Below are 13,542 nucleotides of genomic sequence, written 5' to 3' on the forward strand. Positions count from 1 at the left end.
TCGCCCGCCGCCGCAGCCCGGACCGCCGTCCGGCCAGGGGACGCCGCCAACCGCTTCCGGCTTGGCTGAAGACGAAGGAAACCCATGATCGAAGACCGCCTGCAGGCCGAACTGGCCGAAATCGCCAGCCTCGGCCTGAGCCGCCGCCGCCGCGTGCTGGAATCGCCCTGCGGCCGGATTGCTGCGGTGGACGGCCGGAAAATGCTCAATTTCGCCAGCAACGACTACCTCGGGCTGGCCGGTAATGCCGAGATCGCCCGGGCGATGGCCGATGGCGCGCTGCACTGGGGCGCCGGCAGCGGCGCCTCGCACCTGGTCAGCGGCCACCTGGCGCCGCACGACCGGCTGGAAGAGGAGATCGCCGCCTTCCTCGGCTTTCCGCGCGCCCTGACCTTTTCCACCGGCTACCTGGCCAACCTCGCCATCGTGCCGACCCTGGCCGGGCGCGGCGCGGCGGTCTTCGCCGACAAGCTGAACCACGCCTCGCTGATCGACGCCGTGCAACTATCCAAGGCCCAGGGCGCCGACAGCCAGCGCTACCCGCACAACGACATGGCGGCGCTGGAGCGCCAGCTCGCCGCCAGCAGCGCACCGACCAAGGTCATCGTCAGCGACGCCGTATTCAGCATGGATGGCGACCTCGCGCCGCTGCCGCTGCTCTTTCAACTGGCCGAACGTTACGACGCCTGGCTGGTGATCGACGATGCGCACGGCTTCGGCGTCCTCGGCCCGCACGGCAAGGGCAGCCTGGCCCACTTCAACCTGCCCTTTCACCCGCGCCTGCTGTTGATGGGCACCCTCGGCAAGGCGGCCGGCGTCGGCGGTGCCTTCGTCGCCGGCTCCGACATCGCCATCGAATACCTGCTGCAGCGGGCGCGCAGCTACATTTTCACGACAGCCGCCCCGGCCCCGATCGCCTGCGCACTGAGCAAGAGCCTGACCATCATCAAGGCGGGCGATGCCCTGCGCGCCAACCTGTTCGCCCGCATCGGCCAGTTGCGCGACGGCCTGGCCGGCCTGCGCTGGTCGCTGCTGCCGTCGCTGAGCGCCATCCAGCCGCTGATCGTCGGCGAGAACGAGGCCGCCATCGCCCTCTCGAAAGCGCTCTGGGAACGCGGCCTGTGGGCACCGGCCATCCGCCCGCCGACGGTGCCGAAAGGCACCGCCCGCCTGCGCATTTCGGTATCGGCCGCCCACACCGCCGCCGACATCGAGCACCTGATCAACGCACTGAAGGAACTGGCATGAACGCCCCTCTCGTATTCATCCCCGGCTGGTGTCTCGGCCGCGGCCCGCTGAGTGCTGCGGTCGACGCGCTGCACGGGCAATTTTTTGACTTGCCCGGCTACGGCAGCGCGCCCTTGATCGAGGATTTCGACGCCGCCGCCGACGACGTCGCGGCTCGCCTGCCAGCCGGCAGCACGCTGTGCGGCTGGTCACTCGGCGCCCAATTGGCACTGGCCGTCGCCGCCCGTGCCCCGGCCAAGGTCGGCAAGCTGGTGCTGGTCGCCGGCACCGCCTCCTTCATCCAGCGTGACGGTTGGCCGCACGGCATGCCGCCGGAAATGCTGGCCGAATTCGCGGCCGGCATCGCAGCCGATGCCGAAGCGATGCTGCCGCGCTTCGTCGGCGGCTTCAACCGCGGCGATGCCCGAGCCAAGGCGGTAACGCTGGAACTGCTCAAGCTGGCCGACCCGCGTCCGTCAGGCCAAGTGCTTGGCGTCGGCCTCAACTGGCTGCGCGATGTCGATTTGCGCCAGGCCGCCGGCCAGGTCAAGGCGCCGACGCTGCTCGTCAACGGCTCGGCCGACCCGCTGATGCCCTTGCCGGCGGCCGAAGCGCTGGCCGCGCTGATTCCCGGCGCCCGTCTCGAAGTCTTCGCCGACTGCGCGCACGCCCCGTTCATTTCGACCCCGGCCGAGTTCATCGCCCGGGTTGCCGCCTTCGTCAATGAGCCGTGAGCTGACCCCGAAGGCCGGCCAGCGCCCCTCCAAGGCTCGCGTCCGCCAGTCCTTCGAACGCGCCGCGCCAACCTACGACAGCGCGGCCGATGTCCAGCGCCGCATTTGCGGCCAGTTGCTGCAGGGCCTGCCGGGCGACGCCACGGTCGGCCGTCTGCTCGACGCCGGCTGCGGCACCGGCTACGCCCAGGCCCTGCTGCAAGCCCGCTTCCCGGCCGCCCAGGCGCTGGCGCTCGATCTCTCGGCCGGCATGCTGCAGCAGATCACGGCGGCCTGCGCCCGGCTGGCCGGCGATCTGGAACATCTGCCGCTGGTCACGGCCAGCCTCGATCTCTACTGGTCCAGCCTGGCCGTGCAGTGGTGCGAGCTGCCCAATGTATTGCAGGAAGCCCGCCGCGTGCTCCGCGTCGACGGTCGGCTGGCGCTGGCCAGCCTCGGCCCGCAAACTTTCCACGAACTGCGCCATGCCTTTGCCGACGTCGACCAATATCGCCACACCCTGGGCTTCCACAGCGTCGATGAAATCCGGCAAATGGCCTCCGCCGCCGGCTTTGCTGCGGTCGACGTGCAAGAAAGCACGGAAACCGCCCATTACGCCGATTTCAAAAGCCTGCTGCATGCGGTCAAGGCGATTGGTGCCAACCAGATCGGCGACGGCCAGCGGCGCAGCCTGATGAGCCGCCAGACCTTCCTGCGCGCCGAAACGGCCTTCGAAACCCTGCGCACGGCGGCCGGCCTGCCGCTGACCTACGACGTCATCACCCTTTACGCCCGAGCATGAACCCAGCCTATTTCCTGACCGGTACCGATACCGAAATCGGCAAGACTTTCATCACCTGCGCCCTGCTCCACCATGCCGCGCAACGCGGCATCCGTGCCGCCGGGGTCAAGCCGGTGGCGGCCGGCACCGATGCCGACGGCCGCAACGACGATGTCGAGAACATCCGTGCCGCCAGCACGGTCGCACTGGCCGACGACATCCTCAACCCGTATTGCTTTAGCGCCGCCATCGCGCCGCACATCGCCGCCAGCGAGGAAGGACGGCGCATCGAATTCGCGACGATCCAGAGCGCCTGCCGGCAAGCCATGCAGCAGGCCGACCTGGTGATCATTGAAGGGGTCGGCGGGTTTCGCGTGCCGCTCGGCGGCGACGGCGACAGTGCCGATCTCGCCGTGGCACTCGCCCTGCCGGTCATCCTGGTCGTCGGCATGCGCCTCGGCTGTATCAACCACGCGCTGCTGACCGTCGAAGCCATCGCCGCCCGCGGCCTGACGCTGGCCGGCTGGGTCGCCAACCGGATCGACCCGGCAATGGCGCGTTTTGACGAAAATATGGCGACCCTGCAAGCCCTGCTGCCCGCCCCGCTGCTCGGCGTCGTGCCGCACAATCCCGCCGGCGGCAGCGCCGGGGCAGCCGCCTTCCTGCAGTTTCCGGCCGCCTGAAAGCTGGCTCAGGCCTGCGCCAGCACGCCGGCCACCTCGCGCAGACGCGCGACGAGAATCTCGACCTCGGCGTCGAGCCCGGCCAGTTCGCCACGTTTCACCTTCTGCTCCAGCGCGAAGGCACGTTCGGCGCCGGCATCGTCCGAAAAGGTGGCGAGCAAGCCCTTCAATGTGTGAGCCTCACGCTGCAGCAGCAGGGGGTCGCCGCTGGCCAGCGCCGCGATCAGTGTGGCGCAGTTGTTATCGACGTCCTGCTGGAACATGTCGATCATCATGGTGAAAATTTCTTCGTCACCGCCCAGGCGCTCAAGGATGGGGGCACGATCCAGCACAAAAACATCCAGCATCTTTTTCTCCTCTCAGGCCGCCGGTACGACCAGGCGCGGCGCTTTTTCTTGTTCGGGATAGCAGTCGGCGATCGCCAGCATCAAGGCATCGACCCGAATCGGCTTCGAAACGTAGCCATCCATGCCGGCCGCCAGGCAACGCTCGCGGTCGCCGGCCAGCGCATTGGCCGTCATTGCAACGATCGGCGTATGACGTAGCCCGGCTTCACGCTGGCGAATCATCGCCGTCGCTTCCAGGCCATCCATCACCGGCATTTGCAGATCCATCAGGATCAGATCGAAATCCTCGGCCAGGGACAGGTCGACCGCCGCCCTGCCATTATTGGCCACCGTTACTTGATGGCCCTGCTTTTTCAGAATCGCCAGCGCCAGTTTCTGGTTAACCAGATTGTCCTCGGCCAGCAAAATCGACAACCCGCCCGGCTTGGCTGACCTTGGCGCCGGTTGGCCGATCGGCGTTGCCGCCTGCCGGGCCGGCCCGAGCAGGCGCTGCAGCATCTCGCCCAACTCGTCGCGGAGTAGCGGCTTGGTCAGGTAATGTTCGACGCCGAAGCGGCGACATTGTTCGGCCTCGCTGGCCAGGGCGACCGCCGAAATCATCATCAGGACTGCCGGGCGCGACAAAGCGCTGGCCGACAGCGCGGCCAGCACCTCGAAGCCGCTGCACTCGGGCAAGGCGGCGTCGAGCAGCAGGACTTGATAGGTCGAACCGCTCAGCGCCTCAAGTACCGCCTGGCCGCTGCCGACGACCGTCGTCTGCGCCCCCCAGCCGCGCAGTTCGGCGACCAGCGCCTCGCAATTGGCCGGCAGGTCGTCGGCAATCAGCACCCGGCAGCCCGCCAGATCCGGCACGCGCACCGCCTGTTGCGCCCGCGCGCTGCGGGTCTCGATCGTGAAATGGAATTCGCTGCCCAGCGCCTCGACGCTCTCGACCCAGATCTGGCCGCCCATCAGGGCGACCAGCTTGCCGCAGATGCTCAGGCCGAGGCCGGTACCGCCGAAACGCCGCGACACCGAGGAGTCGGCCTGCGAGAAGGCTTCGAAAATGCTCGCCTGCTGGTCTGGCGCGATGCCGATGCCGGTGTCGCTGATCGTGAATTGCAGCATCGGGCGCGGCCCGTCGTCGAGCTGGGTGATACGCAGCAGTACCGAGCCGCGCTCGGTGAATTTGATCGCATTGCCGAGCAGATTGATGATGATCTGGCGCAGGCGGGCCGGGTCGCCGACCATCCAGTCCGGCACTTCGGGCGCGAGCTGGATGACCAGTTCGAGACCTTTCTGTTCACAACGCAGGCCGAGCGGCTTGACCGTTTCGCGCAGCAAGGCGGGCAGGCTGAACTCGACTTCCTCAAGCTGCATCTTGCCGGCCTCGATCTTGGAAAAGTCGAGAATCTCGTTGATCAGTTCGAGCAGCGCATCGGCCGACGAACGGACCATTTCGAGATATACCCGTTGTTCGGGCAGCAGTTCGGTATCGAGCGCCAGCGCCGTCATGCCGATGATGCCGTTCATCGGCGTCCGGATTTCATGGCTCATGTTGGCCAGGAAATGGCTCTTCGCCCGGTTCGCCGTTTCGGCCGCTTCCTTGGCCAGGCGCAGTTCCTCGGCCACCTGCTTGCGCCCGGTGATGTCGTGGAACAGCCAGAGATGGCCACGGCACTCGTCCGGCTGCGGGTTGAACGGGAAGATGTAGATCGGCACGTAATCGAAGGCGAGAATCCGGCCGTCGGTCAGTTGCAGTTCGTGCTCGGTGGACACCACGCCGGCCTGCAGAGTGGCCTGCACGCCGGCGATGAATTGATCGGCCTCGACCACGTTGGCGCGGCAGGCATCAAGCAGTTGCAGCGTCGGCTGGCCGACCGCGTCCAGCGACAGGTCTTCGATACCGAACAGGTTGAACAGCGCCTGGTTGGCCATCACCATCAGGTGCTGTTCGTCCTCGACCAGCACGCCGGAATGCATGCTTTCGAGCAGCGCCGAAAGACGCGAACTGGTCGACAGCAAATATTCCTCGTCGCGCTTGCGCAGCGTGATGTCTTGGAAAGCAGCGACGGTGCCGACGAAGCGCTCGCCCTCGAAGAGCGGCACCGAGACCACCGAGATCGGAAAGACCTGGCCGTCCCGCGCCGTAAAGGCATCAAATTCCGAGCGAAAGGCGTGGCAAGCGGCGACCGGCGCGTGCATCGGGCATTCGTCGTGGCGAACCGGCTGGCCCGACGCCGTCTGATAGTGAATGGTCTGGTGCAGGTCGCGCCCGATCAACTCGTCGCGCGACCAGCCGAGCAGGCGCTCGGCCTCGGCATTGACGAAGGTGCAGCGGCCCTCGGCGTCGGCCGCCAGGACCCCCTCGCCCAGCGCGTCGGTCAGGCTGGAGAGGAAGCGGTTCTGCGCTTCGATCCATTCTTCCTGCTCTTTCAGCCTGACTGAAGCCCGGTTCAGGGCATCGACCAGGCTGCTGATTTCCTGGTTTCCGCGATATTCGGGCAGTTGACCGCCGCGCCGGACATCGAGCGCCGCGGCGAAGCGACTGGCCTCGGCCAGCACCCGCATCGGTCGCGCCAGCAGCAAAAGGAGCGGCGCCATCGCCCCGGAAATCGCCAGCAGGCCGGCAATCAAGCTGTCCTGCCAGATCCGCTGACGCAGCTGGTCGAGACGCTCCAGGCCGATCGCCATCCGGACCCAGATGCCGCTTGCGCTGCCCGGCCGGCCCTGCCAGACGACCAGTTCGTGCGCCGCCCATTCCGGCCCGGCCGCCGACGGCGGCGCGAAGGCGGTGGTCGGCACGTCATCGAAGACGACACCGCTGCCATCCTTGCGAACACCGGCAATCAACCGGCCTTCGCGGTCGACCAGGTGAATCGAACGGGCTTCGGGGTAGGCGGCGATCTGGGCCAGCAAGCCGCCGAGCGCCCGGCGATCGTCGCGCAGCAGGTCGCTATCGAGCATTTCGGCGATGCCGCGGGCCAGCACCTCGCTCTGGCTGAGCAGGCGCTGCTCGGCCTCGCCGCTCTGTTGGCGCACGGAATAGGCACCATAGCCAAGGAAAGTGGCCGCCAGCAGCAAGGCGGCGACCAGCACAATCTGATGGCTGAGACGCCGTGGAATCAAGAAGCGCATGACAGCCGTCAAACCATCGGCACGACTTCATCCTGGAAGCGCTGGCGGATATCGAGCACGCGGTTCCATTCGGCAAGCAGCGCCTCGACGCATAACGGGTCGAAATGCTTGCCGCGCCCATCCTCGAGAAAACGGCAGGCGTCTTCCAGCGACCAGGCTTTCTTGTACGGCCGCTCGGAGGTCAGCGCGTCGAAGACATCGGCGACCGCGACGATGCGCCCGAAAACCGGAATGTCGTTGCCTTTCAGGTGGCGCGGATAGCCCGTGCCATCGTATTTCTCGTGGTGGGTCAGGGCGATCTGCGCCCCCGCCCGCAGAATGTCGGAGCGACTGTCCTTGAGCAGTTCGTAGCCGAGACGGGCATGTCCCTTCATGACTTCGAACTCCTCGACCGTCAGCTTGCCCGGCTTGAGCAGGATGTAATCCGGGATGCCGATCTTGCCGACATCGTGCATCGGCGCCGCTTCGAGAATCAGTTGCTGCGCCGCCCGCTCCAGCCCGAGGCCGATCGCGATGGCTTGCGAGTAATGCGCCATGCGCTGGATATGAGCGCCGGTTTCGGGATCGCGGAACTCGGCAGCGCGCGACATGCGGAAGATCAACTCCTTCTCGCGGTCGCGAATCTCGCGAGTCTGCTCATCCACCAGCGAGGCCAGGTGCTGGGCGCGGTCGGCTAGAAATTTCTGGCCGGTGCGCAGCGACAGCATGTTGCGGGCACGGGCCGAAAACTCGATGCGGTCGATCGGCTTGGTCAGAAAATCGTTGGCGCCGCCGAGCAGGGCCTCGTAGCGCACATCCTTCTGGTCGTTGGCGGTGACCATCAGGATCGGCACCTCATCGCGGCCGTGCAGGGCACGAAAGGCGCTGATGAACTTCAGACCGTCCATGTCCGGCATCATGTAATCGACGATCACCAGGTCCGGCACGTTGCTCCGGCACCATTCCAGCGCTTTCAACGGATTGGCGAACAAGACCGCTTCGCACTCGCCGAGCTTCATCACCAGCGCCTTGATCAGGGTCAGGTTGATGTCGCTGTCGTCGATGATCAACACCGTATGCATAAGCTCTCTCAAAGGCTGGTGGGTTGTTTTGCGCAGTATATAATGCGGCGCCATGAAACTGCTTTTCGACCTCTTCCCCGTCATCCTCTTCTTCGTCGCCTTCAAGTACTCCGAGAAAAATCCGGAGCTGGCGGCAAGCTGGATTGGCTCCCTGCTCGGTTCCGCTGCGGTCGACGTCAAACAGGCGCCCATTCTGCTCGCCACCGTCGTCGTCATCGCCGCCACCGTCGCCCAGATCGCCTGGGTCTGGTTCCGCCACGGCAAGGTCGACAAGATGCTCTGGGTCAGCCTGGTACTGGTCGCCGTCTTCGGCGGCATGACCCTGATCTTCCAGGACGAAACCTTCATCAAGTGGAAACCGACCATCCTCTACTGGGTGTTCGCCGGCAGCATGAGCTTCGCCGCCCTCGTTCTCAAAAAGAACGCCATCAAGACCATGCTCGGCGAACAGTTGACGCTGCCCGAGGCGGTCTGGAGCAAGGTCAATTTTTCCTGGGTCGCCTTCTTCATCGTGATGGGCTTCCTGAACCTGATCATCGCCTTCAATTTCCCGACCGACGTCTGGGTCAATTTCAAACTGTTCGGCGGCATGGGCCTGATGCTGATCTTTGTGCTCGGCCAGGGCATGCTGCTCTCGAAGTACGTTGAGGAAGACAAGTAATGCTCTACGCCATCATCGGTGAAGACCGCACCGGCTCGCTCGACCAGCGCCTCGCCACCCGCCCCGCCCACCTCGAACGCCTGCAGGCCCTGCAGGCCGCCGGCCGCCTGCTCCTGGCCGGCCCCTGCCCGGCGATCGATTCGCCCGACCCCGGCCCGGCCGGTTTCTCCGGCAGCATCATCATCGCCGAATTCGACTCGCTGAGCGCCGCCCAAACCTGGGCCGAGGCCGACCCCTATGTCGCAGCCGGCGTTTACGAAAAAGTCACGGTCAAGCCTTTCAAGAAGGCGCTGCCGGCGTGAGCCAGGACACCATCGAACTGTTGCGCCAGCGCCTGGCGGCGCTGCAGCCGCAATCGCTCGACATCGAAGACGAATCGCACCGACATGCCGGCCACGCCGGCGCCAAGGGCGGTGGCGGCCACTATGTGCTGACCATCGTCGCCGAGGCCTTCGCCGGCAAGAACACCATGGCCCGGCATCGCCTGGTTTATGATGCAGCCGGCGATCTGATGCGTGGCCGCATCCATGCGCTGGTCATCCGCGCTTTGACGCCCGACGAAGTATAATTTTCCGGTTTTCCCTCCACCCAAGGACACATTACATGCTCAAGCTCTCCCGTCTGGCCGCCCTGCTGGTCGCCGGCGCCATTGTTTCCGCCCCGGTTCTCGCTGCCGACAAGGGCAAGGCCTTTGCCACGGTGAATGGCCAGCCGATTCCGCAATCCGTATACGACGCTTTCGTTGCCGAGCAAAAGGCTCAGGGCACGCCGGATTCGCCGGAACTGCAAAACGCCGTCAAGGAAGAATTGGTTCGCCGCGAAATCCTCGCCCAGGAAGCCAAGAAAAAGGGTCTGGACAAGAAGGGCGACATCCAGGGTCAAGTTGAACTGGCCAAGCAGGCCGTGCTGATCCGCGCCTTCCTCTCCGACTACGTCAAGGCCAACCCGGTCAGCGAAGCGCAGCTCAAGGCCGAATACGAACTGATCAAGGCCAACCTCGGCAACACCGAATACAAGGCCCGCCACGTGCTGGTCGAGAAGGAAGACGACGCCAAGGCGATCATCGCCAAGCTCGACAAGGGCGAGAAGTTCTCCGAACTGGCCAAGCAGTCGAAGGATCCGGGCTCCAAGGACAAGGGCGGCGAACTCGGCTGGAGCTCGCCGACCGCCTACGTCAAGCCGTTCGGCGAAGCGCTGACCAAGCTGAAGAAGGGTGAATACACCAAGACCCCGGTCAAGTCCGACTTCGGCTACCACGTCATCCAGCTCGACGACTCCCGTCCGATGACCCCGCCGCCGTTCGAACAGGTCAAGCCGCAACTGCAGCAGCGTGCCAGCCAGCAGCAGATCGAGAACCTGCTCAAGGACCTGCGCGCCAAGGCCAAGGTTAACTGATCGGCCAGCGGCCGTGACCCGTGCCCGCCCACCGGCGGGCATTTTTGTTTGGAGAGTCAGCGCGTGTTCAGCTTGAAGAAACTGTTCGGGGGAAAAACCGAAAACGCAGCCCCGGCCGCCGCCGCGCCGCCGGTACCGGTCGACGCACCGCCCTCCGACAGCATCAGCGCCTTTCTGCGCCGGGAGGCGATGTTCGATCGCCAGAACCGGTTGAGCGCCCACCTGTTCTCGCTGCAAAAAAGCTCGCTGTTCGCCGACGCGCCGCGCGACATCCAGCGCCAGGTCGATGCCCGCCTGCTCGCCATTCTGGCCGCCAGCCCCGATGCCTGGAATACGCAATTTGCCTTCCTGCCGCTCGGCTCCGGTTCGCTCGACCTGACTGCAGTCGACCGCCTGCCGACCCGCAACGTCGGCCTGCTCGTTCAACTGGCCCCCGACGAGGACGATCAGGCGGCGCTGATCATCCGCCTCGCCACCCTGCGCGAACGCGGCCTGAAGATCGGTATTTTCCGCCAGCCGCGTCACCCGCTGTTTGCCGCCGCCATTCTGCAGGCCGATCTCGGCGTACTCAACGTCAATGGCCATGAAGCGGGCACCGTCCGCGACTTTTCGGCTGCCCTGCGCGCCAGCGAGCGCGAACAGCCGATGCAGTTGCTGGCCCTGAATATCGAGACACCCGACGAACATCGTCTGTGCCAGCAATGGCATTTCGACTTCTTTCACGGCCCGTTCGCGGTCAACGCCCCGCCCCGCCCGGAATCGGCCCAGGCCGATCCGCACAAGATCCAGCTATTGCACCTGCTGCACCTCGTCCAGGGCGAAGCCGAGACCGGCGAACTGGCCGAGGCGATGAAGCAGGATCCGCTGCTCACCTTCCGTATCCTGCGCTACCTGAACTCGCCGACGCTCGGCCTCAGTCACCGGATCGACTCGATCGGCCAGGCGCTGATCATCCTCGGCCGGCAACGGCTGACCCGCTGGCTCTCGGTGCTGCTATTCTCGGTGCGCGAACCCAACTTTGCCGACTGGATGCTGGTCGAAAGCGCCCTCACCCGCGGCCGCCTGATGGAAGAACTCGGCGCCGAGTTGCTGCCCGACCAGGCGCACGACCCGCTCTTCCTGACCGGCATTTTTTCCTGCCTGGATCGCCTGCTGCGCCGCCCGCTGGCCGACATCATCCACGACCTGCCGATCTCCGACGACATTCGCAGCGCCCTGCTCGAACGCCAGGGGCCTTTTGCCGGCCTGCTCGCCATTGCCGAGGCCAGCGAAGCCTTCGACGTGGTGCGCATGCAGAATGCCGCCCAGGCCGTCAGCCTCGACCCGGCCAGCGTCAACCGCGCCCTGCTTGCCGCAACCGCCTGGGCCAGCGAAGTCACCGAGCACTGGGAATAGCCTTCCCCGCTCACCAAATCGGGAAAACTTGATCCAGATTCTGGCCTTTTCCGGCAGTTGACCGCAGCATTCGGTCCTGATGACGTTTCTCTACCGATTGGCCGCACTCCTGCTCGGCCTGCTTTCCACTGCTCACGCCGCCCAACCGCTCCAGCCCTGGCTGGATACGGCGCTGCCCGGTGCCCGCATCCGCCTGCCGCCCGGTGTCTATCAAGGCCCGGTCAGCATAAGCAAGCCGATCACCCTGGAGGGTGACGGCAAGGTCGTCATCGACGGCGGAGGCCGGGGCACAGTGCTGACCGTCAAGGCCGACCGCGTTACCTTGCGCGGCCTGACCCTGCGCGGCAGCGGCGACTCACATGACAAGATCGACGGCGGCATCATGGCCGAAGGCCGCGACTTGCTAATCGAGAACAATGTGATCGAGGACGTGCTATTCGGCATCTCGTTGCACAGCACGACGGACAGCATCATTCGCCACAACCGGATCCGCTCCCGGGCCGGCGATTCGGCCGAGCGTGGCGATGGCCTGCGCATCTGGTATAGCACCTTCAACCGCATCGAAAACAACGACATCGCGCAAATCCGTGACATCACCATTTCCAACTCGCCGCACAACCGGATTGTCGGCAATACTGTCCGCGACAGCCGGCGGGCGCTGAATTTCCTCTTTTCGCACCGGACGCTGATCGAGGGCAACCATTTCGAGAAAAACTCGACCGGCATCATCGCTCTCAACTCCGAAGGGCTGATCATTCGCCGCAACCGGATCATGCACGCCATGGACGCCTCCGGCGCCGGCATCGCCCTCAAGGAAACCTCGTCGGCATTGATCGAGGGCAACGAGATCGTCCATTGCGCCCACGGCATCATGGCCGATTCGCCAATGAACCCGACCAACCGGATCGTGTTCACCGACAACCTGATCGCCCACAACGTCACCGGCATCTATTTCTACGGTGCAAAAGGCGGTCATATCGCCATCGGCAACACCTTCCGCGGCAACCTCTGGCCAGTCAGCATCATCGGCGACGGCGACCCGCTGAACGACTTCTGGTGGGGCAATTACTGGGATGACTACCAGGGTTTCGACCGCAACCATGACGGCCTCGGCGACACGCCGCATGAGCTCTACGCTTACGCCGACCGGATCTGGCTCGATACCCCGGCGACCAAGTTTTTCCGCAACTCGCCGGTCCTCGAACTGCTCGACTTCCTCGAACGACTGGCGCCCTTCTCGTCGCCCGGCCTCATCCTGCGCGACAGCGCGCCGCGCGTCGGCAAGTCACGCTAACCAGTCGCGCATGTCCTCGATCAGGTCATCGACGGCTCCCAGCGACAAACCGAAGAGTTGGCAGGTGGCCGGGGCCGCCTTCGCCCATTCGTGCTCGCCGTCACCATTGGCCTGTAGCCGGATGATGTGCTCGGCCAGCACGCAGATGCCGATCAAGACCCGGGCCTGATCGGACACCCGGCCGGGCTCGGCGAGTACGACATAATCGTGGTGATGCAGAATGCCTTCGCTGACGAAATCCGGCAATTGCCAGCGGCGGGCCAGGAAATAGCCAACGACCGCATGATTGGTGCCTAGGTGCTGCTCTTCGGTCTCGGTAAAGCTCAAATCCTCGGCGGCATTGGCCGCGGCGAGGGCTTCGCGGGCCTTGGGGAAACGCTTCATGATCAGCGGAATGCCGAGGTCGTGAAAGAGGCCGAAGGTATAGGCAATATCCGGCCGCACACAACGCAGCCGGCGGGCCAGTTCGGCGGACAAGCGGGCGATCAGCGCCGAGGACTCCCAGAAGCGGTCCATCCGTGCGTCGGTACTGTCGGCCAGTGCCACTTTCAACAACTGCGCCACCACCAGGTTGAACACTTGCCGGTTGCCGAGCACGGTCAGCGCCTGGGTTACCGATTCAAGCCGCCGCCCCCGGGCAAAAGCCGGTGAGTTGGCGAGCTGCATCAGGTGACCGGAAAGTGCCACATCCTGGCTGATCAGGCGGGCGATTTCACGTGAATTGGGCTCGTCCTTGCGCAGCTCGGTATCGAGATCGACCAGAATGGCCGGGCAAGGCGGAATATCGACACCCTGCAACAGAGTGTGCAACTGCGTTTCTTCTGAAATTGCGTTCATGCCAACGTGCTCCCCAAGACCGGCGCAGCTT

The 13,542-nt window shown here is 65.1% G+C and carries 14 protein-coding genes; 10 read left to right on the forward strand and 4 right to left on the reverse strand.

Annotated features, from left to right (window positions below):
- The first annotated feature begins 84 nt into the window (after positions 1-84).
- From bioF to bioD, 4 genes are read left to right on the forward strand one after another with little or no spacing between them, the layout of a single operon-like run.
- Positions 85-1,248: an 8-amino-7-oxononanoate synthase gene (gene bioF / locus AT959_RS02440; protein ID WP_066880170.1), complete on the forward strand. Its 1,164-nt coding sequence runs from the start codon at positions 85-87 to the stop codon at positions 1,246-1,248.
- Positions 1,245-1,961 (forward strand): alpha/beta fold hydrolase, encoded by a 717-nt coding sequence (locus AT959_RS02445; RefSeq protein WP_066880173.1) that lies wholly within the window; start codon positions 1,245-1,247, stop codon positions 1,959-1,961. The genes bioF and AT959_RS02445 overlap by 4 nt, the downstream gene beginning before the upstream one ends.
- Positions 1,951-2,742, forward strand: a complete 792-nt coding sequence (bioC, locus tag AT959_RS02450; RefSeq protein ID WP_066880175.1) for a malonyl-ACP O-methyltransferase BioC — start codon at positions 1,951-1,953, stop codon at positions 2,740-2,742. The genes AT959_RS02445 and bioC overlap by 11 nt, the downstream gene beginning before the upstream one ends.
- Complete coding sequence (gene bioD / locus AT959_RS02455; RefSeq protein ID WP_066880177.1) at positions 2,739-3,404, forward strand: dethiobiotin synthase; 666 nt, start codon at positions 2,739-2,741, stop codon at positions 3,402-3,404. The genes bioC and bioD overlap by 4 nt, the downstream gene beginning before the upstream one ends.
- An 8-nt stretch (positions 3,405-3,412) precedes the next feature.
- On the opposite strand, the gene AT959_RS02460 is transcribed toward bioD, so the two are convergent.
- Genes AT959_RS02460 through AT959_RS02470 form a run of 3 tightly spaced genes read right to left on the reverse strand, consistent with a single transcriptional unit; the run spans position 3,413 to position 7,929 of the window.
- The gene (locus AT959_RS02460; RefSeq protein WP_066880179.1) at positions 3,413-3,751 is read right to left on the reverse strand and encodes an Hpt domain-containing protein; all 339 of its coding nucleotides are present in this window, start codon (positions 3,749-3,751) and stop codon (positions 3,413-3,415) included.
- A gap of 12 nt (positions 3,752-3,763) precedes the next feature.
- A complete protein-coding gene (locus AT959_RS02465) occupies positions 3,764-6,868 on the reverse strand; it encodes a response regulator (RefSeq protein ID WP_157651184.1) in 3,105 nt (1,034 codons plus the stop codon).
- Positions 6,869-6,876: 8 nt separating this feature from the next.
- Positions 6,877-7,929 carry an HD-GYP domain-containing protein gene (locus AT959_RS02470; protein WP_066880183.1) on the reverse strand — a complete coding sequence of 351 codons (1,053 nt, stop codon included), beginning with the start codon at positions 7,927-7,929 and terminating at the stop codon, positions 6,877-6,879.
- Positions 7,930-7,981: 52 nt separating this feature from the next.
- Here AT959_RS02470 and AT959_RS02475 point away from each other — a divergent pair, with 52 nt between their 5' ends.
- From AT959_RS02475 to nosD, 6 genes are all read left to right on the forward strand, one after another.
- On the forward strand, positions 7,982-8,590 hold the full coding sequence (locus AT959_RS02475; protein WP_066880185.1) for a septation protein A: 609 nt from the start codon (positions 7,982-7,984) through the stop codon (positions 8,588-8,590).
- Complete coding sequence (locus tag AT959_RS02480) at positions 8,590-8,892, forward strand: YciI family protein (protein WP_066880187.1); 303 nt, start codon at positions 8,590-8,592, stop codon at positions 8,890-8,892. The genes AT959_RS02475 and AT959_RS02480 overlap by 1 nt, the downstream gene beginning before the upstream one ends.
- On the forward strand, positions 8,889-9,158 hold the full coding sequence (locus AT959_RS02485; protein ID WP_066880189.1) for a BolA family protein: 270 nt from the start codon (positions 8,889-8,891) through the stop codon (positions 9,156-9,158). The genes AT959_RS02480 and AT959_RS02485 overlap by 4 nt, the downstream gene beginning before the upstream one ends.
- A 35-nt stretch (positions 9,159-9,193) precedes the next feature.
- Complete coding sequence (locus AT959_RS02490; RefSeq protein ID WP_066880191.1) at positions 9,194-9,985, forward strand: peptidylprolyl isomerase; 792 nt, start codon at positions 9,194-9,196, stop codon at positions 9,983-9,985.
- 63 nt (positions 9,986-10,048) lie between these two features.
- A complete protein-coding gene (locus tag AT959_RS02495; RefSeq protein ID WP_066880193.1) occupies positions 10,049-11,380 on the forward strand; it encodes an EAL and HDOD domain-containing protein in 1,332 nt (443 codons plus the stop codon).
- A gap of 79 nt (positions 11,381-11,459) precedes the next feature.
- On the forward strand, positions 11,460-12,674 hold the full coding sequence (gene nosD / locus AT959_RS02500; RefSeq protein ID WP_066880195.1) for a nitrous oxide reductase family maturation protein NosD: 1,215 nt from the start codon (positions 11,460-11,462) through the stop codon (positions 12,672-12,674).
- Here the strand turns inward: nosD and AT959_RS02505 are convergent.
- On the reverse strand, positions 12,666-13,511 hold the full coding sequence (locus tag AT959_RS02505; protein ID WP_066880197.1) for an HDOD domain-containing protein: 846 nt from the start codon (positions 13,509-13,511) through the stop codon (positions 12,666-12,668). The two genes, nosD and AT959_RS02505, sit on opposite strands and share 9 nt — an antisense overlap.
- Positions 13,512-13,542 lie beyond the last annotated feature (31 nt).

Origin of the sequence: Dechloromonas denitrificans, assembly GCF_001551835.1 — a bacterium.
Taxonomy (GTDB): domain Bacteria; phylum Pseudomonadota; class Gammaproteobacteria; order Burkholderiales; family Rhodocyclaceae; genus Azonexus; species Azonexus denitrificans.